The following is a 23,821-nucleotide window of genomic DNA, read 5'->3' as shown; positions in this document are numbered from 1 at the left end:
TTAAAGAAAAGAAGGGTTTTTTACTTATAAGATACGAAAGGACTCCCACGGACGTAATACCTTAAGAGCCAATCTGTAGCTTCACGGATACCTATCCTGGGAGCTACAACTATATCAGCTCGGGGGTCCCCTGGTAGGGGAGGGTAAAAACGTATAGGACCTTCTATGGCGCTGGTCCCGTTAAGGTCGCGGGTAATCCCCATGGCTTGAGCCAACCTCCCCGGCCCCCGGCACAGCTCTTTAAGTTTATGGGTTCCCCGCCGGCGCTGCATAAGCTCAAGACCAGCCACAGGCTCAAGGGCCCTTATAAGTACCGCGGCAGGGATTTCTGGCTTATCTGTAGTTATATTAATACAGTAATGGACACCGTAAATCAAGTATACATAGACGAAACCTGCTGGACCGAACATAACAGCATTCCGTTCCGTCCGCCCGCGGGCCGAATGGCAGGCCGGATCAGAGGGTCCAAGATAAGCTTCCGTCTCCACAACCCTGCCGGCAGTAACCCCTTCCGGAGAAAAATGGACCATATAGGTACCCAAAAGCTCAAGGGCTACCTTTCGGGTGTCGCGGGCGAAGAAATCATAGCCTAAGGGAGCTTGCTCCCAAGGCTTTAGCCCCACATTGACTTCATCCTTCTTAAGCGGCATTTAGGGATTTTCCCTCCCTAGAAGGCCTTTCCTGAGTTATACTCACTGTTTAGCCTCTTGGTGAGGTTCTACAGCGTTGAAGTTCTCTTTAAGTATTACTATATCCACCCGCCGATTCCTGGCCATATTCTCTTCGCTATCGTTAGGTACCAAAGGGCGGAACTCACCATAGCTTGTAGCAGAAAGCCGCTCAGGACTGATACCACTCTCGTTGACTAGCACATGCAACACAGTCAGGGCTCGGGCAGCAGCCAGCTCCCAATTGGTTCTAAAATTAACGTTATAAATGGGGAGATTATCTGTGTGACCCTCTATACGCAAGTAATTAGGTAACGGTGCGAGCATTTTCCCTACCTTACTTATAAGTTCCCGCGCTTGGGGAGTAAGCTCGGCAGAACCTTTAGGAAACAGTACAGTCTCGGCCATCCTCACAATTACGCCCCGCTCCTCCTGAGTGATGGTGATCTGCTGGCCCAGTCCAGAAGCGCTCACCAATTTCCCCAAATCTTGGGCTACTTGGTCCAAACTGGGGGAAGCAGCCCCCTTCTCTCCTTCATTTGGAGCTGCCTCTGTAGAACCCTGGGCTGGGCCGATCTCCGGGATCCCAGGGACCACACTGGCACCTTCTCCCTGGAAGATCCCTGAAGCCTGTGTTCCTATCAAAGCTCGGGTTAAAGAATGGGCGAGGGCAGCAAGTTTCTTGGTATTAGTGTCGCTTATGGCGTACATCACCACAAAGAAGATCATAAGCAAGGTTATAAGATCTGAATAGGTCAGAAGCCATCTCTCTTTATTGTCGTGGCCTTCTTCTGTTGCCCTCTTATACCTCACCCATCTGAGCCTCCTTTACAGGCTGCCTTTGCATCTGTTGCTGCTTGCCAGGAGACAGGAAGGCTAACAATGCAGTTCGCAGAGCAGTGGGGCTCTTCCCGGCCTGGATGGCCAGTACACCCTCAACTACCAACTCTTGGTAAATCCTTTCTTTGTCAGACTTGGCCTTAAGCTTAGCTGCTATAGGCAACCATATAAGGTTGGCAGTAGAAACACCGTAAAGGGTGGCCACAAAAGCTAAAGCTATCGAAGGCCCGAGTTTGTCAGGAGTGCTGATATTGCTAAGCACGTGTATCAGCCCCATCACCGTACCTATGATCCCCATAGTAGGGGCATATCCGCCAGCGGCTTCAAATATTTTTACCCCTTTAGCGTGGCGTTCCGAGGTAGTGTATATGTACTGCTCTAATATGGCTCTAGTATATTCGGGATCCGTGCCGTCCACCACAAGCTGTAAAGCCGTGCGCAAAAAAGGCTCGGTTGTGTCCTCCAGTTGCTTCTCTAACCCTGGGAATCCTTCCCTACGGGCTATAACTGCATACTCTGCTAAGCGTTCAATGGTCTCCATGAGATCATATTTTTTATTGGCTAGGACGGCCTTGAGGAGCCCAGGAAGAGAACGTACTTCCTCTAACCCCAAACCTATAAGGGTGGCCCCGATGGTCCCTCCAAACACAATAAGAAAAGGGGAGACACCCACTAGGGAAGTTAAGTGCCCTCCCTCCAGGAGGAAAGCCATAAGCAACGAACCAAAGCCTATGAGCATACCGACTGGAACCAGAATGTCCAAGGCAAAACCTACCCCCTTACTTAAAATCCTTTAATTAAATGTTTTAGGCCATCTTTTTCGACATTTTGCCTCACACTTCCTGCACAAAAGGAAGGAACTTTATCGGAAACTCAATAACCAAAAAAACCAGGCATTAACGAAGCAATTTTTATTTAGGTAAGGAAAGGCGCCTTATCCTCTGGAGAACATGCCGCAGCTCCCTGACCAGAGACTGGGGGTAATTTTTTATTTCCTCTATAAACTCTCCAATCTCGGGCCGCTTCTCTATAAGAGCTACAAGCTCTTTTATCTCCGAAGGTATTACTTCCATTATTTCTTCTTCCTCTAAAAGCAAATAAGCTACCGGGATGTCATAGACCTTAGCCAAAGTGCGCAAAACTTTATACGAGGGTTCACGTATCCCACGTTCGTATCCAGAGATGGTAGTGGCATGCAATCCAGTTATCTCTTCTACATCCTTCAAAGTTAATCGCTTTTTTTGTCGATAAAACCGCAAACGCTTACCTATCATAATGATTATAAACCTCCTGTTATATTTTTTGTCGTTTTAGTTTGTAATAAATAGAAATTATGTCTAAAATGCCAAAATAAACACTTAAACTTCCCTTAATCCCCCTTTTTCTGCCCTTGACAGGGATTAGCGGAAGTAGTTACTATCGATAAGGGGAAATGGCTTATGTACCTCACATTATAAAAAAACGAGCAGGGCACCTAGGAACCTTAAATTCGATGCCTCCCCTTTTAGAACATTACCTGAAATAACAGTCTTTTCCTCCTTGGGCAATCATTTTTATGGCCTAGCTCGAGTTTCAAAGGCAGTAACTTTTCTGCTTCTCCTCTTCGATGGTTAGGGATGGTGTTAGGGATAAGAGAAGGAGAAAGGAAAGGCAGGTAACTAGGTAGGAGGCGAACGTGGAGGAGTAGCTGAAGGGAGCATATACCACTGGTAACTGGTCCTTGGGCTTAAGCTTCTAGCCTTACCTTAGCGGTTTTTCTAGTATGTCTTTCCACTATAAAGGTCAAAAACAAAAGAGCGATTGTAACAAGGCACAGGATTATTCTCAATCACTGAAAGCCTGCTCCCGTTTACAGTTATCTTTACTGTAGCGTTTCGCCGGGTTATGGCGGCAGAGAGTCCATCGATAAGCCTAAAAAAGCGGTACATAGGCAGAAGATGATTTGGAAAAGTTGAAGGCAAATCTTCTTCATTATGATGGTGATATTTTATTATCTCCACTATTTCTGGGCTCAAGCGATAGATTCCTTCTGCTAAAGCTGCCCCCCTAAAAGCATGGAGATATCCTTGTTCAAAGGTTTCCTGAGGGACAACCAAATCTCCTATTTTAAGCTCTGGCTGCACCTTGGCGAGATCATGGAATATAGCTGCGGTGACCAGGGTATTCTTTTCCATCCCAGGTAACTCCATTAACCCTTGCCGAAAGGTATCAGCAATGAGTCTCAATATGTTTATGACGTGCCGGTATACCCCTTGAGAAATTACACCTGTGATTTTGATTTTACCCGTCTGAGGATCATATGTATCTGTATATTCCACAATAGACTGGAGTCTTAAGGTGATGCGCTGGTCTGGTAACATCACAGCTAGGGCTAGTTCCGCTTCCTCTCTGGCACTCCTTAACTGTTCTACCAGATTATATTCTGTGGTAACGTCTGTAAAAATGACCAAGAAAGAGTAATCTTCTGGAGCCCTGGTGGGTTCCATTTTCATTTTACGGGTACCTATGCGGTAATGGCGATTATCTAATTTAACTATCTTGGATCTACCTGAAGAGGCTAACTCGCGCAGATCCTGGGGTACCATTCCTGCACCATTTATAACCCTTTGGGCTAAAGCATTAGCATAGAAAAGATGTCCTTCGCTATCTACTAAGGCTATCCCTAGAGGTACTTGCTCACCCAGTTCTTGATACGCCCTTTCTGCTGCTTGGCGTTTTTGGGTTTCTTGCTCCTTTAAGCCCAATAACTCAGCCATAATTTCACTGGCAAGAAGCAGGCCGCTTGTACTTTTATCTGGAGAGATAAAGTAAGGGAGAACACGGCCATCTCGTATAAGCCATTGGCTCAATTCTTCACCAGCAGTTTCTACATCTAAATGGTCGGAGGCCTCTATGGGTCTACAGATGTCCCTGGCTTTCAGACCCTCACGTTGAGGAATATCAACATAACTTCTAAGCAGATCTAAGACGTCGATCCATCCTATCGGCTCCCCCGTTTGGGTTTCTACTTGAACTATATAGCTTCCTGTGCTGATCATTATGTTCGCTATTTCGGATAGGAGGCTCTCCTCTTTAACTTTAGGCATGGGCACATATTTCCTTCTTTCCATAAATTTACTCCTATCACCCCAAACCCTAAAATAGTTTAGGTTAATGAAAAAAATACACCAGGCATAAATACCAACCCTGGTGGGGAGCCAGAACGAATATATTTAATATATTTAACTTAACAGCCTAACTTACTAGAAGCTTTAGTAAAAGTATAAACTCCTCCCCACCGGCAACCCGGCTGCCATAGCCCTTAAAAGCCTTAGGCCCGTGGCTTTGCGCCCCCGCCTTTCGGCGGGTTTGCCCTTAACAGAGGGGCGGTATTTAGGTTCATCTTTAACATATCATACAATCCACTGTATAGCAATAACCTTTCCTCCTAACAAATCCCTAGTTTTTCCTAGCGAAAGCCTAGTCGGGCCTAAAAGCAAACGGGTTTCAAGGCAATAACTTGAGGAGGAATAAAGAGTTTGGTGTAGAATTAAGTCTAAAATTGGTCTCCAAACATTTTTTTAATTTTTTATGATGACCTTGCTTAATATGGAGGGAAGAAAAAAATGGGTATGAATAAGGCCGAAGAACTAATTAAGAAACTCGCCAATACAGGTGACGTGGCACTATGGAGACAATTAGTAGAGATACCCCTTTCTAATTTAAAGGAAAAAGAAAAGGAAACTAGTCTCTCGCGAGCACTCCGGGAGTTGATAGAGGAATTAGGCGAAGAGCAGGTAACCGAAAAGCTTATACATATAACCCAAGAGATACCAGAATATCCTGTGCTTGAGGTAATGCAGCAGGCTATCAAAGTTTCAGCAAGCTTACGCCAGGAACAAAGAGAAACACTCTCCCAGTTAAGACAGATGCTTTCTGAACTCGCCACCCCCATAATCCGGATATGGACAGATATGCTGCTGGTAGCCATGATTGGGAACATCGATAGCCAGAGGGCCCAAGATATAGCGGAAAAATTGTTAAATCGAGTAAGCTCGGCTCGTGCTAAAGTTGTTATAGTAGATGTTACTGGTGTACCCATGATCGATACAGTAGTAGGTGGATTCTTAATAGAAATGTTTAATGCCATAAGACTACTGGGGGCAGAAGTGATACTTACCGGTATTAAGCCGGAGGTTGCTCATACCCTGGTCAAGCTAGGCGTCGATTTCCGGATGGTCTCTATCGCTCGTGACCTAGAGGATGCCCTACGGCGTGGTATTGCCATTACCATGGAAGAAGCTAGAAAACGACGCCACCTCGCTTTAACCTTGGCTGGAAGTAAGGTCTATGAGAATAGCGAGGAGGAGGTCTCCTAGCTTGGAAAAAGTAGTACCCGTCCTTAGAATAGCTGATTTCTTATTAGTGCCTATCCAGATAGATCTAGATGACCGGACAGTAGGGAAACTACAGCAGCAGCTCATGGATGAAATTGAGCGCACCAGGGCCAAAGCTATAATTCTTGATGTCCGTATGGTTGAAGTGATAGATAGTTATATTTCCTATACCCTCTCTGAGACCGCTGCCATGGCTAGACTTATGGGATGCCGCACCATCTTGTGCGGCATCCAGCCTCCAGTAGCCCTAACCCTAGCCCAAATGGGTATAGTATTGGAGGAGCTCACAGTAGCTCGAGATCTGGAACATGCTTTAGTGTTGGCTAGTTCCCTATAGGAGTGGATAAGAAGTGGCTTCAGATAAGGTAGACAAAATAGAAGCCATCCTGGATAATCCTGGACATGAATTTGATGTGGTGGTCCGTATAACCCGCGAAGAGGATATAGCGATAGCCAGGCAGATGGCAAAACAACTAGCCCAGGAAACGGGATTTTCGCTAGCTGATGTTACTAAAATCGCTACCGCTGTCTCCGAGCTGGCCCGCAATATATATCGCTACGCTAGCCAAGGACGAATAATGATAAGGAAAAAAGAAGAGAAGGAGGGCCCCTGCATAGAAGTCATCGCTGCTGATCGCGGCCCGGGCATCCCTGATGTGGAGGTAGTTCTTACCCGAGAATACACTACCTATGAGCGCAGCCTAGGCATAGGACTTTCAGGTGTAAAGCGCCTCATGGATTCCTTTACTATCTATTCTAAAGTGGGCAAGGGCACAGTAGTTATCACAGCAAAAAGGAGGCGCAAGTTTTGAAATTATCTTCCCAAGATCTGCACGCCCATGGATGGAGCTTATGGAGCTCTTGGAGACCAAAGGCAGGTTATAAAGTCGGGGGCGACCTCTGCTATATGTTTGCAGCGCAAAATACTCTTATTACCTCGGTTATAGATGTCCTCGGCCACGGGGAGGAAGCTCACCGATGTGCCCTCGAGCTTTTAAATGTGATGCGCAAACATGAGGAAAACTTAAGGATACTATTTGCAAAGTTAGAAACTACTGCAGCCCGCCACAGGGGCTGTGCTCTTTTTCTTGGCTCTTTTTCAGGTCCAGTGGTAACTTATATTATGGTAGGAAACATGCGCGGCTGGGTTTTCCAAGAACCAGGAAAAATAGAAGTATTATATGCCCAGCCAGGTGTCGTGGGAGCTCGAAAGCTTTTGCCGATAACCCGGGAAATAAGAGTGCGGCCTAATTCTACCCTTTGGATATGTTCGGATGGAATAAGGCGAAGCTTTGTTCCTTCGAAGGAACACCTGCTCATCTCTAACGAAGGAATGGAATTAGCTAAGGGTATCCTAAAAGATTACGGTATTGAGGAAGATGACGCCAGTATCCTTATTGGGAGGAGGTGGGGACAATCTTGATATCACAAGATTTTTATAACACCTATAAAAACTACTTAGAGCGGTATGTTTGTGAAGGAGGGACAGAAGGGGTCCTTCTGGAAGCCTACCAGGATCTTACCCACGAGCTCGACGATAATCATGTACAAGCAGCGAATATCCTAGATATTCACACTAGAGCCTTGCGCGAGATTATGGGTATCCGCCGGGATAGCGATTCTATCCAATGGATCTACATCGACAGGGCTACGGAATTTCTGGCTCAGATCCTTGTAGTCATAGATACATTTCTTCTCCAGCTTAAAGACCGTATTGAGCATGATCCCTTAACAGGGCTTTACAACCGGCTAGCGCTTTATCCATTACTCAATCAGCTACTAAAGGAATCTCAAGAAAAAAATACCCCTCTAGTAATAGCCATGGTAGATTTAGACAACTTTAAAGCATTAAATGATAGATACGGTCACTACGTAGGCGACGAAGCTCTGCGTACGGCAGCAAAAATTATAAAGAAAAGCTTGCGGGGCGGCGATAAAGTCATCCGCTACGGTGGAGAAGAATTCCTGGTTATTTTGCCAGGAACAAACCTAGACAAAGCCCAGATCGCTTTAGAAAGGATACGAACCCAGATCGCCACTACCGCCTTAGTCCCAGAGGTTGAGACTACCATAACTGTAAGTATAGGTGCAGTAGAATACCAGGGTAAAGGGGCTATATCTGTAAACGAGCTTATCGCCCGTGCTGACGAAGCTATGTACAGGGCTAAAAGGGAGGGTAAAAATAAAGTAGTTTGTGCCGATGAAAATAAACTTGAAGGTGGAAAGTGAGGTTTGTAGGTACAAATTTATGCTTTCTAAGAATTTCCTCGCTGAACTTTTAGGTATAATTCAAGGAAAATATGAAGGTACCCCTTTAAATCCCGAATTGAGTTCGAACCTCAGGGTTTTGCTTGAGAAAATCCACCAGTCCGTACGTGATATTTCCTGCTTTCTGGATGCCTGTCAACAGGCTGTAGACATTGGACGTCTCTTGTATACCCAGGAGATACCCAATGAGCAAGTATTGCGGGAATTGATAGCTTTAGCCGATACCTTTATTAACGACTATATTCGTACTCATCGTTCGTTAGGAAACGGGCAGGACATAAAGGACCTCCTTGTAGGGGCCATGCTAGAACTAGGATGTGTATCTTTAGGATATCACGATGAGGCGCTAAAGATGTTAAAAATCTTTTCCGAAACAGACCCCTTGACCGGCCTTCTAAGCCGCGAACACTTTCAAAGAGAATTGGATACGGCCCTAGAATACGCCAAACATCACAAAGAAAATCTCATTCTTATTTGGGCTGATGTAGATGACTTGAAGGTAATCAATGATCTTTATGGATATGCAGTAGGTGATGCTGTTCTACGAGTAGTAGCTGAGGTTTTGAAGGAAGTCTTTGCTCCTGTTGGGAGTATATTGGCAAGGACAGGGAGTAATTCTTTTGGAGTAATAGTCCTAGGCAGAGACACCCCTGAGATTCTATCTATGGCTGAAAGTTTTCGGCAAATTGTAGAGCAGCAACGACCTATCGAGGAAGAGTTTGGGGTCACGGTGAGCATCGGTATATCTTGCTACCCTCTACATGGGACGGCTGCCAACGACCTCTTAGCCGCTGCGGAGATGGCTACTCTAAAAGCTAAGCGCTTAGGAAAGAATCGGACGGTAATACTAGATGTAAATGCAGGAACAACAGATCTGACGTTGCTTCACGAAAAAAGCCTTATCTTAAGGGAAGCTATCCAGAAACCGGAAGGAGTAATCCCTTATTTTCAACCCATTGTGGATATAGAAACTGGAAATATCATAGGCTACGAGGTGCTAGCCAGAATCCAGTATCAAGGCCGCATATTCCCGGCAGCAGCCTTTGCGGAACTTGCCGAAGACATAAATATTATACACAGCCTCACGGAGAGGTGCTTAGAAAAAGCCCTTTGGAAAGTTACCCAGACAGATACCGAATATTTGATCTTTGTCAACTTTGCCCTGCAGGAGGTTGAGCGCGAAGACCTTGTACCTAAACTGTTATCCCTGCTTAAGTCTCATAAAATCAGACCAGACAGGCTAGTGGCTGAGTTAACCGAAAGACAGGCTATAAGGGATGTCAGCAGGGTGCACATATTTGCTACCCATTTGCAGAATGCAGGCATGAGGCTCGCTTTAGACGATTTTGGCAGCGGCTTTTCTTCCTTCCTCTACCTACGTCAGTTTGACTGTTACTTTGTAAAGATAGAAGGCTCCTTGATAAGAGATATTACACGGAGTGCCAGATGTAAATTGATAGTCGAACATATTGCAGCGCTTTTGCGTAGCCTAGCTATAGAACCCATTGCTGAATGGGTGGAGACAGGAGAAGCCTGTAATATACTCAAGAGATTCGGAGTAAACCTTTGCCAGGGATACTATTTTGGAAAGCCTTCTCCAGAGATTATCTGCTAGAGACGCCAATCCCTAAATAGCCTGACGATCCTAGAGGGAGCTTTACTCTAAGGTAGAATTATGCTTGATTAGCAAGCAATAACTATGCTATCTTCTAAATAGAAGAGCCTGTCGAGAGCTTACTTAAACATCATGGGGTCTTATAACCTACCGTTTAAGGGCAAACCCGCCGAAAGGCGGGGGCGCAAAGCCACGGGCCTAAGGCTTTTAAGGGCTATGGCAGCCGGGTTGCCGGTGGGGGCCTTAAAGCGACCACACCAGGTGCAAGGCGGGTGCTCCTGGTGTTTTGTTTTTGGCCCAGCCGGCTAAAGACGGCCAGGAGGGGTAAAAGATTCTATGAACACTTATTATGATAATCTTTCGGTATATGCGGCTTTGCAAGGGGGAAAGCTTCTAGTACACCATCCCCCTGACGGCCCTTATCCTGTTGTTGTCCTGGGGCCGGGAGTAAAACTACAAGTAAACGAGCGGGAATATCTCGAGATTAACCAGCCCATCCCTGTTACTGTCCACGACCATGTGGTGGTTACTACCTTGACAGAAGAGAGTGAAGGGAGCTGGTCTCTAGAAGTAACTCCGGATAACATGGTGGCGATATTAAAATTAAAACCCTATCGCCGTATCAGATATGTTCTTAAAGATTCCCCTCCGGCCCGAATCTTAAGGTTAGAAGGAATACCTATTGAGGAAGTTCTATCACCGGTAACGTTGGGTGAATTAACCGATAAACTGAGACAACTAGGTGTCGTACATGGTATCGATTGGGAAACTATAAGGAGCCTGTTTGTCAACCCAGAAGAGAAAGAAGTAATTATAGCTAGAGGTACCCCTCCAGAACCTGGTCAAGATGCCAAAATTGAACTCCTTTTCAGTTTAGAGGAAAAAATAAAGATAGAGGGCTCTACGGAAGAGAAAGTAGACTTGCTCCAGCGTTTTGTTTATACTTCTGCCGTACCAGGCCAGGTTCTCGCCCGCAAGCATCCTGCTCAACCTGGAAAACCTGGCCGGGATCTAAAAGGAAATATAATCCTTCCCCCCGAACCCCAAGATGTAGCCTTGAAAGCTGGGGAGGGCACTACATTAACAAAGGAAGGATTAGAAGTTGTAGCTGCCAAACCAGGTAGGCCGGTAGCCATCCATATACCTAGAGGAATGGAGATAAAGATCATTAATGTATTGCATCACGATGAAGACGTCGATAAGTCCTCTGGTCACATCATATTTGCAGGCGATATTATAGTCAAGGGTAATGTACTAGAGGGGATGCGGGTCGAAGCGGGAGAAAGCGCCGTCATAGAGGGCACGGTTTCTGGAGCCAGTATCAAAGCCCAGGATTCTGTAGTGATCAAGGGCAACGTCCACGCTTCAACTATAATCGCTGGAGAGAAGTTCGCTCTCCTAAGGAACGGTCTTCCCCTCCTAAAGAGGATATCATCTCAGATAGAAGAGCTATTTCTGGCCCTCAACCAGCTTAAAGAGAAGTACACAGGAAGCACCATCGGCCCTTTAGTCAAATTGTTGCTTGAACGGAAGTATCCTGGTATTCCAGCATCTATTCAGGTCCTTAGAGAGTACGTCAAGAAGCTCCCCTTTGAGTATCCTCCCCTCACCCGGTTTTTAAATAACATGGAGTATAAGTTAGTACGCCTACCCCTTGCCATAGTCAGCATCGAAGAGATAGAGGAACTGTACAATGAGGCTATGGAATTGCTAGGCCATATTCAAATCCAGGACAAAACAGAAAACGGCAACGTGACTGTGGGCTATGTGCTTAACTCCAAAATTATCGCCTCAGGAAGCGTAACTGTAAGCCGTATAGGTTGTGACAATTCTTATATCGAAGCAGGAAAAAAGGTTATAATCCATGGCGCCTTTAGAGGCGGGGAAATAAAGGCAGGAGAGGATGTGTACGTAAGGGAACTGGGCACCCGGGGCGGAGCCAAAAGTACAGTCACGGTACAGGAAAAAGGCGTAGTCACTATCGAACATGCCTATGAAAATAGTTTTGTAAAAATAGGTGTCCGAATCTATCCCTTCACCAGGGAAGAAAGAAAAATAAGGCTTCGCCTTAACGCGGAAGGTGAAATAGATGTTATACCTTGGAGGTAAAAGAGCTTGGATTCAGGGCGGCCAAAATACCTGCGGTTTTTCGACAAATTTCTCCTTGATCTTCAAACAATGCAAGGGATAATTTTAACTTAAAAAGAGGATTTTTAGACATAATGTCGAATAAAATAACAGCAAAATAAAATAAGAGATAAGGGCTGAGTAAGTTAGAAGGCTACAGGAAAGGTACGTTATCTGCACCGAGAAGGGCAAACCGTTCGAAAGGGCGGGGCGCAAAGTCATGGGCCTAAGGCGGGATCTAAGCTAAGGCTGCCAGGCTGCCGGTGCATCGAGGTAGGAGGGAGCAGAAACGTGCTCCCTTTTATTTTAAGCTTATTTTAAGCCTAATTTTAGATTTAAGTTTATTTAACTTAAAGCAAGATAAGTCATAACTACCAAAAATTAAGAAGGAGGCAACACCTATGGCTATTACCTCTACCAAAACATTAGAACCTTTACCTACGGGCAGCCGAGGGGTATATAGGGATACTTCTAAGACTGAACTAGTAAAGGAGGGAGATAAGAAAGAGATAGAAGCGCGCAGGAGGCAGGCTCGAACCTTTGCCAAGCAGCAACAGATAGCTGAGCGGATAGCTAGTGCAACAGAACAACTTTCTTCTGGAGTTGAACAGGCTTCAAGTGCTGTAGAAGAATTGCGCAGCGCTATGGAACAAATAGCCAGCGGAGCTCAGGAGGCTAGCAGTGCTACCGAGCAGTCTTTGGCTGCCATACAGGTTATTGGCGAGGCGGCGAAAATCTCTGTAAAGCAGGCACGGGAGTCGCTGTCCCGTTGTGAAGCCATAAGGGATTTAGTAAACCGCACATCTCAAGACATCGAAGAACTGATCCAAGGTGTAGACGATAGCGCTGCTAGAAGCGAAGAATCGGCCAGACTGGTGGCAAGGCTGGAAGAAGAAGCGGCCAAGATTGGTGAGATTGTTAGGACTGTCGTAAGGATCGCTGACCAAACTAACCTTTTGGCTCTAAATGCTGCGATTGAGGCCGCACGGGCTGGGGAACACGGCCGTGGTTTTGCCGTAGTAGCCGACGAAGTAAGGACCCTGGCAGAAACTTCCGAGAAAGCAGCCAGTGATATACGGAAGATAGTGGATAGCGTGCAAGAAGATGTACGGATAGTGGCGGAAGCTATTAATAAAGCAGCCGAGGTAGCTAGAGGTGAAACAGAAAAGGGCAAAGTTATAACTGATGAGCTTAAGAAGATAGCTAGCTCCGTAGTCAACGTAGTAGAGAGTGCAACTAGGATCGAACAGCTAATTACTGAAGTAGAAAAGGCAGTGGCTGAATTCCAAAAGGGAAGCGAGCAAATAGCAGCTACTGCTGAAGAGCAAGCCAGCGCAACTGAGCAAGCTTTACAAGGGGTTGAGCAGCAGGCCCATGCGCTGGCCGAGATAAGTGCTAGTACCAATAATTTAGCAGATCTAGCTGATACGCTTAAGCATTCAACTGATATCGTTAAATCAGCCGAGTCTCTTGCAGCAGCAGCGGAAGAATTATCCTCAGCAATTGAAGAGGCCAGCCGTTCAGCAGAAGAGATCAACGCAGCTCTAAATCAAATAGCGAAGTCGGCAGAGCAACAGGCTTCGGCTTCCGAAGAAGCCTCTAGTGCTATCAAACAAATAGAAAGATCCATGGGGGTAATTGCCAAGGAAGCAGAAGAGTCTAAAGTAGCAACACAGGAGCTTAATGACCTGCTGGCTGCTAATAAAGTAAGGGTGAATGAGCTTATTGAAGGCATAAGACGGGCGGCATCGACTAACCTTGAGAACGTACAGAAGGTCAACCAACTTGAGCGAAACGCCCGGATGATAGATAAAATAGTGGATACAATTGCCAGCGTAAGTATCCAGACCAACATGCTGGCTGTAAGCGGAGCTATAGAAGCGGCGAGGGCAGGAGAGTACGGTAAAGGGTTTGCCGTGGTGGCCTCAGATATCCGCAACCTTGCCCAAGAGAGTGCCCGTAACGCTGAACAGATTAAAGAAATGGTAAAAGGTATCCAGGAGCAGATAATGAATGTCCTCCGGGACATTACTACCATCGGAGAAGTTGTTCAGAAAGAAGCTGAAAAAGCCCAGAAAACAGTCGCTGACCTCGATGCCATTGAAGCTGACATGCGAGTAGTGCTTGAAGGAGTACAGATAGTCAAGAAGCAGGCCGACGAAAGCCTGTTAAGGGTGGAAGAAACAGCCAAAGGGGTAGAGCAGATAGCCACGTCTGCTCAAGAGGCCAGTAAAGCTGCCCAAGAAGCAGCCACAGCTAGCCGGCAGCAGGCGGAAGGTATGAAGGAACTCGCCCAGGCCATAGAAGAGATTGCGGCTTTGGCGGATGAGCTCCAGCAAGGTTAACGAAGGATAGGCGAGCGAGGAGGAAGGTATATGGCAGCGATCAGGGGGTCAGCCACAAGCCTTGACCAATATGTAATATTTCGTTTAGGCGAGGAAAGCTTCGGGATAGGTATAGAGTACCTTCAAGAGATCATCCGCGTTCCCCAAGTAGTAAAGGTACCTCTGACGCCCCCGTATATGCGGGGGCTCGCTAACCTAAGGGGCAATATTCTTCCAATTTATGACACCCGCTTGCGTTTAGGCATAAGCGGAAGAGATGATATGGAAACCAACCGTGTTATAGTGGTTAATATAGGTGGAAAGCAAGCAGGGTACATCGTTGATCGAGTAGACGGGGTAGTAGATATACCGAGGGAAGCTATAGAGGAATTTCGAGAAAAAGGAGATACTGCAGGATATGTTACCAGAGCAGCACGTATGGGCGAGGGTAAACTCGTCCTCCTCTTAGAGATGGACCAAATGCTAAAAGATATAGGCCTTGATGAAGAAGGAGTAGCGCTCCTTAACGAAGCTAAAGGACATAGGAACCAAAGCTCGAAGGAAGAAGGAAGTAAAAGCCAAGAAAAGGAGCAACAGTTTCTGACCTTCCGGGTAGGGAAAGAAGAATACGCCTTAGATATCGCTGATGTTCAAGAGATAGTACACCTATCAGAAACCTGGAACGTAATCCCTGATGCCCCTCCTTATGTACTTGGACTAGTATCCCTCCGGGACCGGGTCTTGCCCCTCATCAGTATGAGGCAGCTCTTTGGTCTTAAGAACGGTGAGGCTACAGGCGGGAGAATTGTAGTTGTATATGTAGGTAAGGGAAAAAGTGTGGCGGTTGGACTAGTAGTAGATAGTGTGGCTGAAGTCTTGAGGGTAACCGAAGAGCTATTGGAGCCTGTTCCTGATATAGTACGCCATGCTGGAGACGAGTTTACTGCTATATGTCGCCTATCCGACGACCGAATGCTGTTTGTGCTTGATGCCTCTAAATTGCTTCAGGATGCGTATTTCTTAAGGAGATGGGAAGAAGGGAAGAAAGAAGATATCCGGGCAGTTAACCGGAAACTACTGGAAGAGGAGAGACAGCTTGTTACCTTTGTATTGGGAGAGGAGGAGTTCGCTCTACCTATAGAGAGTGTGCGCGAGATAATCCGCGCGGGATATATAACTGCAGTCCCCAGGACACCAGATTTCGTAAAGGGAATATTAAACCTCCGGGGAAGCATAATCCCCATTATCGACCTTAGGCGTAAGTTTGACTATGCTGAAAGGGAAATAGATGAACAAGTTCGGATTCTCATCTGCGAAGGGGATGCCTCTCTAGTAGGTCTAATGGTCGATGGGGTAAAAGAAGTGGCTAAGATAAGCGCAAATAATATTGAAGCTACCCCTCAAGTTTTGACTAAAGACAGTATCCGTTCATTCGTAGCCGGAATAGCTAAGTTCAGCGACAAGCGAAATGTATTACTGTTAGACCCTGTACGGGTACTATCATGGGAAGAAGGCTATTCTTTAGAAGAACCTATGGAGGGGCAGAGGCTAGAAGATGGGCAATATACGGGTGCTGATAGTAGACGATTCTGCGTTCATGAGGAGGGCTCTGAAACAGATACTGGCGGAAGCGCCTGATATCGAGGTAGTGGATGTAGCACGTGATGGATTGGAGGGCGTAGAGAAGGCGGTAGTTCTCCAACCTGACGTAGTAACTTTGGATATCAATATGCCTCGCATGGACGGCCTTACCGCTCTTCACTATATAACCTCGAAAACACGCGCTAAAGTAGTGATGATCTCATCCCTTACCCAGGAGGATGCTCTGATAACCTTTGAGGCCCTGGAGCTGGGTGCAGTCGATTTTGTAGCTAAGCCAGATGGCACTATCTCCTTAGGCATAAGTAAGCTAGCAGAGGAGATCGTCCGTAAAGTGAGGGCAGCAGCCAGAGCCAGGGTACGGAAAAGGTCCCCTGTAAGAAGGAATCTCCAGAGAGAAAAACTGGCTCCAGCATCGGCTCAAGGCTTAGATTGGGTGGTAATGATAGGCGTATCCACAGGGGGACCGAGGACCCTGGAAGATATACTGCCCCATCTGCCTGGGGAACTGCCGGCTGGACTGGTAATAGTACAGCATATGCCCCCACGCTTCACATCGAGCCTCGCCCAACGCCTCAATCAGTATAGCAGGTTACACGTTTGTGAGGCTCAAGAAGGAATGAGATTGAGCAATGGCCTAGCCGTAATCGCCCCTGGTGGTTACCATCTGCTTTTCAGACGTCATGGAGGCGCTTTGGTCTGCCATCTTTCTTTAAAACCGGAAGACACCGACTTCCGACCCTCAGTAGATATAACCCTGCGCTCATTGATAGACATTTTTGACCCGCGGCGTACCATCGGTATCCTCCTTACCGGAATGGGGGATGATGGAGCAGATGCGATGGTAGAATTAAGAAAGCGTGGGGGATGGACTATAGCCGAAAGCGAGGAAACAGCAGTAGTCTGGGGCATGCCCCGGGCCGCCATAGAACGCGGAGGTGCCGATGTAGTAGCCCCAAGCTATAGAATACCAAACATTATATGCCAGAAGGTAGGAGGAAGGTAAAGGATGAATCAACTTGAGGCCATTGTGCAGGAGCTCAAAGAAGCTAAGGACCCAGCCTCAAGGCTTGATGTTGTGTGTAGAATCGGAACATCAGGAATCCCGGGTGCGGCCAAGGTGCTAGTCCAGGCATATACCAAAGAAAAGGATCCCATGGTGCGGGAAGCAATCATATGTTCGCTACTTATAGGTGACTCCCAGGAAGTGGTAAGAGAGATGGCCTGTCTTCTAAAGAGCCAGCAGGCAGATGAACGGAGCTTAGCTGTAGAAGTCCTCACCCAGAAATTGGACGACAAGGTTTCGAATGTTATCGAGGTCCTTCTTAAAGACCCTGACCGCGATGTAAGGGTGATGACAGTTCACATCTTGGGCCGGAGCAGGTGTCCTGAAAGTTTAAGCCTTTTGCGGAAGGTGATAGCCGAAGACGAGGACATAAATGTAGTTGGAGCTGCCATGGAATATATAGGTGAAATGGGAAGTACTGAGGATGTCCAGTTGATTGAGGGATGCGCAAGAAGATTTACCCATCCCTATATCCACTTTATAGTACAGAGGGCTACAACTCGGCTATGTGGAGAACCCACCGAAGCCGCAAGTTAAGGAGGCCAGAAAGAGTAAATGACTAAAGCAGAATTTGAACGCCTTCGAGAATATGTTTATCGTGAGGCGGGTATCTATTTTGAGGACACCAAAGTCTACTATGTACAAAAGCGCGTCGAAGAGCAAATGTATAAGTACGGCTTTAAAGATTTCACTGCCTACCTAGGGGCGCTGAGGTTTGATAGGAATGGTCAAATGCGCCAAGAATTGCTGAACAGTTTAACTGTCAACGAAACATATTTCTTCCGTGAGTACGACCAATTGAAATGTTTGGCTGAGGAGGTTGTTCCTCTCTGGTATAAGAATGGTAATAGACGTACAGGGATTAACATATGGTGTGCTGGATGTTCATCTGGCGAAGAAGCCTATACCCTAGCCATCATAATGCAAGAGATGGCCGGTGACATACCCTGGCAGATACACGCCACGGATATAAACACGGAGGTTCTGGAAAAGGCCCAGAGAGGAATCTACAGTTATTATGCCATCCGTTATGTTCCGGAAGCCTACCTCAAGCGTTATTTCACCCCTGTAGGTGAAAATTATGCTATCTCTTCCATATTAAAAAGGAGGATACGTTTTTATCCGTTAAACCTGGTAGATGATGGTGCCATGCGCACCATGCGTAACTTCCATGCCATATTCTGCCGTAACGTCTTAATATATTTTGACGATCTATCGCGGCGTCGCGTAGCTCTCCACTTTTACCAGGCCCTGGAACCTGGAGGATATGTATTTTTAGGACACTCGGAATCCATGAGCCGAATAACTACGTTATTCAAACCCGTAAAGTTCAAGAACGCCATTATATATCAAAAGTAACATAAAATAACATACTTCCAGCGAAAGGGGACCCCTATGGCCCGAGTACTAATTGTCGATGATTCGAGCGCCGTGCGAGCATACCATGCCAATATTCTCCTAAAAGCTGGGCATCAAGTCGACTTTGCAGATAACGGATATGAGGGCTTGGAAAAATTCTTTATGGCTGAGTATGATGTGGTGCTCGTAGATATAAATATGCCTAAGATGCATGGATACGACTTGATACGTGAAATTCGCAAGGCTGAGCAGGGCAAAAATGTAGCCGTGGTTGTTATTTCAACCGAGGCAGGGCAAAATGATATGGTCGAAGCATATAAAGCTGGTGCCGACCTTTACTTAGTTAAACCCGTGAAACCTGAAGACTTAGAGCGAGTATGTACAATGTTCGGTGGCCACGGAGCTAGATAAAGGTAACAACGGGGGAGCATCGCATGCAAAGGGAAGGTAAGACTTTAAGGATCGCTGCCCAGGAACTGGCTAGATACGACGTGTGGCCTCTACTTAAAGAGATGGAGGAAAGGGGATGGCTCGGCCAGGTAAATCTCCTGGATTATGGAGGGGAGTACGGCCTCGAAATCGAAGTAGGGGCAGAAGATTATATAGAGGCATGTGAACGGTTGGCTAGAGATTATCTGGAAGGTAAGGTGGCATTAGCTGAAGACTCCCGGATAGTGCGGGAAGTGGGACGAGAAATCAGTGACACGCAGACAATCAAAGTAGATCAGAGCAAGATAGACAGACTTCTAGCCTTAGCGGGCGAGCTTATAGTGAGCACAAACGGGCTTACTCATTTAATAAAACGTTTAGAAGAGCTTGGATTACCGATAGAAGTAATAAGGGAATTTAAGGAATACCAAGCATTACTTAGCCGGACGAGCTGGGGGATCCAGGACATAGTCATGGAAATGCGTCTTATGCCTGTAGGTTTTGTATTTGAACGGTTTCGCCGAGTGGTTCGCGATCTTGGGCAAGAGCTGGGAAAAAAGGTACAGTTTAGGATGTTTGGCGAAGAGGTTACCATAGACCGTAACATAGCAGCCTCCATATATGAACCTCTCCTTCATCTCATCCGTAATGCTATAGATCATGGTCTAGAAGCACCCGAAGAAAGAATTAGAGCAGGAAAGCCGGAAGAAGGGGAACTCATATTGCGAGCAGAGCGTAAAGGAGAGCGCGTGGTTATTGTAGTAAAGGACGACGGAGCAGGTATAGATGCCGAGGCGGTAAAGAGTAAGGCCGTCAGCCGAGGCTTAATAACAGAACAACAAGCGAAGGAGCTGAGTCTTGAGGAGGCTATAGAGTTAATCTTTTTACCTGGCTTCAGCACAAAGGATGAGGCAACTTCAGTGTCCGGTCGAGGTGTAGGCATGGATGTAGTACGGGAAACGGTAGAGCGGCTGGGGGGCAGAGTATTAGTATATAGCGAATATGGCCAAGGAACAGAGGTATCGTTAGAACTGCCCGTATCTATGAGTATAACCAAAGTAGTACTGGTAAGGTGTGGTGGTCTCTTCGGTATACCGGTGGGTCAAGTCAAGGAAATCGTAAGAATAGAAGCCCATAGGATACACTCTGTTAAGGATAGAGAAGTAGTAACCTTACGTGATACCATATACCCTGTTGTACGACTTTCTCGCACACTTAAAACCGAGATGGAAGCATGGGAAGGTGAAGAGTTAACCCTTATAGTGCTCTTGTCTGGAACCGCCATAGCTGTACCAAAGATACTAGGAGAACAGGATGTCGTGCTTAAAAATCTCCCTTCCCAGTTCTCTCATTTGAGAATGTTTGCCGGAGTAGCGATCCTAGGGAACGGTGATATCGCCTTAATTTTGGATGCTGAGGTGATAGGAAGGATGGCATAGAACAGTAATGAAAAACCCGAACAAGCAAATATAGGGATGAGTTCCAAATGAAACGGATATGGCCCAAAACAGGTAGGTAGTGATAATGAATGATAGATAGTTGAGGGAGGATGGTGTGATATCTTATGGCTCTTGACCTTATGCGTGAATTCTTAAATGAGGCTTACGAACAACTAGATATCCTGGAGCACCTTTTTTTGGAACTAGAAAAGAAAGATAGTAGGACCATTGATGCCATCTTTAGGGTTGCCCATACCCTAAAAGGCTCAGCCGCTTGTGTGGGGCTTAAGGATATAGCAGAATTCGCCCATAAGATGGAAACATTATTGGACAGTATCCGGAAGGGAGAAGTAGTAATAAGTGAAAGCGTATGTAACCTTTTACTTCAAGCTGGTGATGTATTGAGATCGCTGGTACGTGGAGTTGAGGAAGGAGTGGGTAGCTGTATCCCTTCTGTGTTTAGCAGTATCGCTAAAGAGCTTGAGAGCGCTTCTCTAGGGAATCTTATAGCTCCACAAAAGGGTGAAAAAAACAGTGAAAGTAAAAAAGTATTAATACGGGTTACCCTCGACGAAGCTTCAGATATGCGTGGCGCCCGGGCTTTCGTGATACTAAAACGTTTGGAGGAGATAGGTGAGCTAAAGTTTTCAAAGCCCACAGAAAACGAACTGCTCTCTGGTCGAGTACTTCCTACTGTTATAACGGCAGTTATGGAAGGTAACATTGATGAGCCCCATCTTTATGAGTGTATAGAAGGTTATCCTGACGTAAAGGGTGTGGACGTGGGATATATAGTAGAGGTTAGGGAGGATAATTGGTCAAAGTATCGAGAATATGGATATACCTTACAAGCCCAAGGGAAGCGCGTTGTCCTTGACTTTGCACCCGGAGTACTGAAGCTTGACAATGGCAGTTTAAGACTCTTGGGCGATGCTATGAGGCAAGGATGGATCCTGTATTCTGTCGACGACCTAACCTACAAAGTTTTGAGCCGTATAACCTTAAAGAAGCTACTCTAAGGAGGGTTTCGCTATGGCCGAAATAAGATATATAAGTCGTCTAGAGGATGATGGGACTATTCTGTTGCCTTCCCAAGTACTAGAGAGATTAAAGTGGGAACCTGAAAACTACTTTCATGGGATATTTGTCCAAAAAGTGGAGCAAAAGTGGAGATAATATGGAGATGAGTTTAATCCTCATGTTAAATATTAGTTAAATCAGCGTCCACACCACGTTTTTTTAAACGGGGTAAATCCGTAAAGCCTTTGATTCACAAGAATGGCAGGGGCGACAGGACTCGAACCTGCAACCAACGGATTTGGAGTCCGCTACTCTGCCAAATTGAGCTACGCCCCTGCAGCCCTTGAAAAATCAAGCTTTCCCGAGACCGGTTTAGGCGACCTCCCTCAGAGCCAACGGATTCAGTTATCCTCTATTCTCGCTCCCAATGCTTTTATAAACTTGTCCACCCTCCCGGCAGCCAGCTCTCTAATGGCTGGCTCATACCGGGCCAGGTCTTCGCCTATTCTTAATGCCGCAGCAAACATATTTGCTTCGTATTCCCACCGGGTGTAAAATAGGGAATGAGAGAGTACAAAGTAAACGCTAAATTCTGGGTGCAGTTCAAAATGAGCAAGCTCATGAGCGATGACTAGATTTTGCTCCTCTTCTTCGAGGTTGCTATTGACCGCTATGAGCTTGCAATCAGCCAAGTAAGCACCAACACCGTATATGCTTCGGAAGGGGAGATACAAGAGCTTAATTCCCCTCTCCTGGGCGATACGAGCAGGGTTCCTAGTGGCATATTCCCGGGCCAGTTCCCAGGCGGCACGGACGTAATAGGGTACTTCCATAACGGTTACTTCTTCCCGTGCTTGGTGGGGTCTACCTCCTTATATTTCAGGCCCGGCTCCGGGGTTGGTGGGAAAGGCTCACCCTCTACTACGGTTCTTTCACCATAAGGTGTTTTGCCGCCCCGTGGCCCAACAATTTCATACTGGCCGGACTCTGGAGCTTTTTCGCCAGGTTTAAACAGGTTTTGCTTCTTGCTCACGTCTATCACTCCCTCAGGAGGATAATGTTATGGAAATACCGCAAACCGTAAAAATTGGAGGCATCACTTATACAGTAAGGTTTGACCCCTTATTAGGCACGCAGCGCCGTAGCTTTGCCGAGCATCACCCCTTTACCCAGGAGATAGTTCTGGCCGAAGGACAGCCCCCGGAACAGGCCGGGGAAAGCCTCTTGCATGAAATCATTGAAGCTATCAATAATCACTGCCAGCTTGGACTGGAACACCAGCAAATCCAGGTGCTAGGGTTCATCCTGCACCAGGTGTTAAGGGATAATAAGCTGGTGTTTTAACTATGTGAGTTTAACGGGCTTTTGCGGCTTTCTAGCTTTTTCTGCTTCTTCTAATTCGCTTAGGGCTTGGAAGATTGTCGTGTAAGCCTTAGCCACTTCAGCTACCAAGCTAGCATTTAAAGCTTCACTGGTTGCCGTATTAGTTGGCCGTAAAGCATTATTTTGAATTAGCGCAATCACTAAATCCCTGGCAACCTCAAACTTATCAGCCATACTTAAGCTCCTTTCTATGGGAGGTGAAAAGCACATGCTCCAGTACAAAGACGAGGACTTAATCGAGTGTTACGATTTCACTAGAAAACTGTATGCTCTTGAAACGCTCAAGGTACTCACCGATGTTAATAAAGAGCTAGCTCGGTTCCCACTAGATAATGCAGAAAAGATAGCTCATATTTCGAATGCAATTGCTACTATACTCCAAATTGCTCCCAACTCCTAACGGTCATAGGCCACGGCGGGGATGTTCCCCTTACTCACTCCCTTCGCTGTGGTCTTGTGATATCCCCTCTCTCTTGGCCGCTTCGGCGGCCTTTTTCTTTCTCTCTTGCTTTATGTGTTCGTGTGCTGCTCGAAGGAAGAGGAGAATATCGTGTTTCGCATCCTCATCGAGCGGGTCGCCCATGAGCTTCAAGTTTGAATGTTTCTGCACGAACTCCCACAATTCTATGTCGCTCGGTGGCTCATCCCTCTCCCACCAGGGAGTGGGGGAATGGCCGTTTGGCCTAAAGTAGTCCAAAGAGACACCATAGAATTCTGCTAGCTTGGTTAGCATAGGCAAATCTGGCGTCCTGCGGCCTATTTCGTAGTTTCCCAAAGTGCTTTTAGCGATGTTTAGTGCCTTTGCAACTTCTTCCTGGGTTAGACCTTTTTCTTCCCTCAACTTTCTAAGCTTAGTGGCGATATATTGCATATCCTCCATTGCATATCCCTCCCTTCCTGGTAGTTTCTAGCTTCTATTATAGCCGTAGAATTGCAGAGCGAAAACTTTTGGCGTCAAAATGAAATTTTTTGCTTGACAGGTTGCGAAGTGCAATCTATAATAAGAGACAGAAAGGCCATACCGCAACCGAACAGGAGGTAAACAGATATGCCTAAGCCGCTAAAAGAAGTCCGGATAAGGAAGAAGTTAACCCAAGCAGAGCTTGCTCGGGCGGTTGGTCTGGCGCAAAGTACAATTGCCAACTATGAGATGGGAAGGCGGATCCCCCGCCTTCATATAGCCCAAAAAATAGCCAAGGTCTTAGGCACCCGTGTAGACAATATTATTTTTGGCCGTGAAGGTTGCGAAATGACAACAGACCCCACCCCCGACGAGCGGGCGGGGTAGGAAGGAGGTGAAGCGGTGGA

General features: G+C 46.5%; 27 protein-coding genes, 1 tRNA gene and 3 riboswitches. Of the genes, 18 read left to right on the top strand and 10 right to left on the bottom strand.

Annotated features, from left to right (window positions below):
• Positions 1-20: 20 nt before the first annotated feature.
• The 5 genes from B9A14_RS10110 to B9A14_RS17745 all read right to left on the bottom strand — a co-directional run bounded on the left by B9A14_RS10110 (position 21) and on the right by B9A14_RS17745 (position 4,618).
• Positions 21-650: a DNA-3-methyladenine glycosylase gene (locus B9A14_RS10110; RefSeq protein ID WP_084665579.1), complete on the bottom strand. Its 630-nt coding sequence runs from the start codon at positions 648-650 to the stop codon at positions 21-23.
• Positions 651-692: 42 nt separating this feature from the next.
• Positions 693-1,481, bottom strand: coding sequence for a flagellar motor protein MotB (locus tag B9A14_RS10105; RefSeq protein WP_084665578.1), 789 nt, complete (start codon positions 1,479-1,481; stop codon positions 693-695).
• On the bottom strand, positions 1,471-2,271 hold the full coding sequence (locus B9A14_RS10100; RefSeq protein ID WP_084665577.1) for a flagellar motor protein: 801 nt from the start codon (positions 2,269-2,271) through the stop codon (positions 1,471-1,473). Before B9A14_RS10100 ends, B9A14_RS10105 begins: the two co-directional genes overlap by 11 nt.
• Before the next feature lie 148 nt (positions 2,272-2,419).
• On the bottom strand, positions 2,420-2,782 hold the full coding sequence (locus B9A14_RS10095; protein ID WP_084665576.1) for a helix-turn-helix domain-containing protein: 363 nt from the start codon (positions 2,780-2,782) through the stop codon (positions 2,420-2,422).
• 483 nt (positions 2,783-3,265) lie between these two features.
• Entirely contained in the window at positions 3,266-4,618 is a 1,353-nt protein-coding gene (locus tag B9A14_RS17745) for an HD domain-containing protein (RefSeq protein WP_231967695.1), read from the bottom strand.
• 166 nt (positions 4,619-4,784) lie between these two features.
• Positions 4,785-4,871: riboswitch (cyclic di-GMP riboswitch) on the bottom strand.
• Positions 4,872-5,113: 242 nt separating this feature from the next.
• Here B9A14_RS17745 and B9A14_RS10085 point away from each other — a divergent pair.
• The 16 genes from B9A14_RS10085 to B9A14_RS17230 all read left to right on the top strand — a co-directional run bounded on the left by B9A14_RS10085 (position 5,114) and on the right by B9A14_RS17230 (position 21,286).
• Positions 5,114-5,866 carry an STAS domain-containing protein gene (locus tag B9A14_RS10085; protein ID WP_084665575.1) on the top strand — a complete coding sequence of 251 codons (753 nt, stop codon included), beginning with the start codon at positions 5,114-5,116 and terminating at the stop codon, positions 5,864-5,866.
• A gap of 1 nt (position 5,867) precedes the next feature.
• A complete protein-coding gene (locus B9A14_RS10080; RefSeq protein WP_231967692.1) occupies positions 5,868-6,221 on the top strand; it encodes an STAS domain-containing protein in 354 nt (117 codons plus the stop codon).
• 13 nt (positions 6,222-6,234) lie between these two features.
• Entirely contained in the window at positions 6,235-6,696 is a 462-nt protein-coding gene (locus B9A14_RS10075) for an anti-sigma regulatory factor (protein ID WP_084665573.1), read from the top strand.
• A gap of 95 nt (positions 6,697-6,791) precedes the next feature.
• Positions 6,792-7,307, top strand: coding sequence for a PP2C family serine/threonine-protein phosphatase (locus B9A14_RS10070; RefSeq protein ID WP_172839132.1), 516 nt, complete (start codon positions 6,792-6,794; stop codon positions 7,305-7,307).
• Positions 7,304-8,113: a GGDEF domain-containing protein gene (locus tag B9A14_RS10065; RefSeq protein ID WP_084665571.1), complete on the top strand. Its 810-nt coding sequence runs from the start codon at positions 7,304-7,306 to the stop codon at positions 8,111-8,113. Before B9A14_RS10070 ends, B9A14_RS10065 begins: the two co-directional genes overlap by 4 nt.
• Positions 8,085-9,767 (top strand): bifunctional diguanylate cyclase/phosphodiesterase, encoded by a 1,683-nt coding sequence (locus B9A14_RS10060; RefSeq protein ID WP_084665570.1) that lies wholly within the window; start codon positions 8,085-8,087, stop codon positions 9,765-9,767. The genes B9A14_RS10065 and B9A14_RS10060 overlap by 29 nt, the downstream gene beginning before the upstream one ends.
• A 149-nt stretch (positions 9,768-9,916) precedes the next feature.
• Positions 9,917-10,003: riboswitch (cyclic di-GMP riboswitch) on the top strand.
• Between the two features lie 100 nt (positions 10,004-10,103).
• Positions 10,104-11,876, top strand: coding sequence for a FapA family protein (locus tag B9A14_RS10055; RefSeq protein ID WP_084665569.1), 1,773 nt, complete (start codon positions 10,104-10,106; stop codon positions 11,874-11,876).
• 195 nt (positions 11,877-12,071) lie between these two features.
• Positions 12,072-12,159, top strand: a riboswitch (cyclic di-GMP riboswitch).
• A gap of 136 nt (positions 12,160-12,295) precedes the next feature.
• Positions 12,296-14,239 carry a methyl-accepting chemotaxis protein gene (locus B9A14_RS10050; protein WP_084665568.1) on the top strand — a complete coding sequence of 648 codons (1,944 nt, stop codon included), beginning with the start codon at positions 12,296-12,298 and terminating at the stop codon, positions 14,237-14,239.
• A 30-nt stretch (positions 14,240-14,269) separates the two neighbouring features.
• On the top strand, positions 14,270-15,856 hold the full coding sequence (locus B9A14_RS10045) for a chemotaxis protein CheW (protein WP_084665567.1): 1,587 nt from the start codon (positions 14,270-14,272) through the stop codon (positions 15,854-15,856).
• A complete protein-coding gene (locus tag B9A14_RS10040) occupies positions 15,774-16,823 on the top strand; it encodes a protein-glutamate methylesterase/protein-glutamine glutaminase (RefSeq protein WP_084665566.1) in 1,050 nt (349 codons plus the stop codon). The genes B9A14_RS10045 and B9A14_RS10040 overlap by 83 nt, the downstream gene beginning before the upstream one ends.
• 3 nt (positions 16,824-16,826) lie before the next feature.
• Positions 16,827-17,420 carry a HEAT repeat domain-containing protein gene (locus B9A14_RS10035; RefSeq protein ID WP_084665565.1) on the top strand — a complete coding sequence of 198 codons (594 nt, stop codon included), beginning with the start codon at positions 16,827-16,829 and terminating at the stop codon, positions 17,418-17,420.
• An 18-nt stretch (positions 17,421-17,438) separates the two neighbouring features.
• Positions 17,439-18,242, top strand: a complete 804-nt coding sequence (locus B9A14_RS10030) for a CheR family methyltransferase (RefSeq protein WP_084665564.1) — start codon at positions 17,439-17,441, stop codon at positions 18,240-18,242.
• A gap of 36 nt (positions 18,243-18,278) precedes the next feature.
• Entirely contained in the window at positions 18,279-18,653 is a 375-nt protein-coding gene (locus tag B9A14_RS10025; protein WP_084665563.1) for a response regulator, read from the top strand.
• A gap of 23 nt (positions 18,654-18,676) precedes the next feature.
• Positions 18,677-20,110, top strand: a complete 1,434-nt coding sequence (locus tag B9A14_RS10020; RefSeq protein ID WP_084665562.1) for a chemotaxis protein CheA — start codon at positions 18,677-18,679, stop codon at positions 20,108-20,110.
• Between the two features lie 125 nt (positions 20,111-20,235).
• The gene (locus B9A14_RS10015; protein WP_084665561.1) at positions 20,236-21,129 is read left to right on the top strand and encodes an Hpt domain-containing protein; all 894 of its coding nucleotides are present in this window, start codon (positions 20,236-20,238) and stop codon (positions 21,127-21,129) included.
• A 13-nt stretch (positions 21,130-21,142) separates the two neighbouring features.
• Complete coding sequence (locus B9A14_RS17230; RefSeq protein WP_157109918.1) at positions 21,143-21,286, top strand: hypothetical protein; 144 nt, start codon at positions 21,143-21,145, stop codon at positions 21,284-21,286.
• Positions 21,287-21,389: 103 nt separating this feature from the next.
• Here the strand turns inward: B9A14_RS17230 and B9A14_RS10010 are convergent.
• The 3 genes from B9A14_RS10010 to B9A14_RS10000 form a co-directional block, all read right to left on the bottom strand.
• A tRNA-Trp gene (locus tag B9A14_RS10010) sits at positions 21,390-21,466 on the bottom strand.
• A gap of 65 nt (positions 21,467-21,531) precedes the next feature.
• Positions 21,532-21,963 carry an ImmA/IrrE family metallo-endopeptidase gene (locus B9A14_RS10005; protein WP_084665560.1) on the bottom strand — a complete coding sequence of 144 codons (432 nt, stop codon included), beginning with the start codon at positions 21,961-21,963 and terminating at the stop codon, positions 21,532-21,534.
• Positions 21,964-21,968: 5 nt separating this feature from the next.
• On the bottom strand, positions 21,969-22,163 hold the full coding sequence (locus tag B9A14_RS10000) for a YjzC family protein (protein ID WP_084665559.1): 195 nt from the start codon (positions 22,161-22,163) through the stop codon (positions 21,969-21,971).
• Between the two features lie 29 nt (positions 22,164-22,192).
• Between B9A14_RS10000 and B9A14_RS09995 the strand changes: the two genes are divergently transcribed.
• Positions 22,193-22,474: a hypothetical protein gene (locus B9A14_RS09995; protein ID WP_084665558.1), complete on the top strand. Its 282-nt coding sequence runs from the start codon at positions 22,193-22,195 to the stop codon at positions 22,472-22,474.
• Here B9A14_RS09995 and B9A14_RS09990 read toward each other — a convergent pair whose 3' ends face one another.
• Together B9A14_RS09990 and B9A14_RS09980 are read right to left on the bottom strand one after the other, a co-directional pair.
• Positions 22,475-22,687 (bottom strand): hypothetical protein, encoded by a 213-nt coding sequence (locus tag B9A14_RS09990; protein WP_084665557.1) that lies wholly within the window; start codon positions 22,685-22,687, stop codon positions 22,475-22,477.
• Between the two features lie 256 nt (positions 22,688-22,943).
• Positions 22,944-23,393: a helix-turn-helix domain-containing protein gene (locus B9A14_RS09980; RefSeq protein ID WP_231967688.1), complete on the bottom strand. Its 450-nt coding sequence runs from the start codon at positions 23,391-23,393 to the stop codon at positions 22,944-22,946.
• A 168-nt stretch (positions 23,394-23,561) separates the two neighbouring features.
• Here B9A14_RS09980 and B9A14_RS09975 point away from each other — a divergent pair, with 168 nt between their 5' ends.
• On the top strand, positions 23,562-23,801 hold the full coding sequence (locus B9A14_RS09975) for a helix-turn-helix transcriptional regulator (RefSeq protein WP_084665555.1): 240 nt from the start codon (positions 23,562-23,564) through the stop codon (positions 23,799-23,801).
• The last annotated feature ends 20 nt before the right edge of the window (positions 23,802-23,821 follow it).

It is taken from the genome of Thermanaeromonas toyohensis ToBE, from assembly GCF_900176005.1.
In the GTDB taxonomy this organism is placed as follows: domain Bacteria; phylum Bacillota; class DSM-521; order Neomoorellales; family Neomoorellaceae; genus Thermanaeromonas; species Thermanaeromonas toyohensis.
The sequence above is the reverse complement of the archived record's forward strand: the minus strand, read 5'-3'. Positions and strand labels throughout refer to the sequence as shown.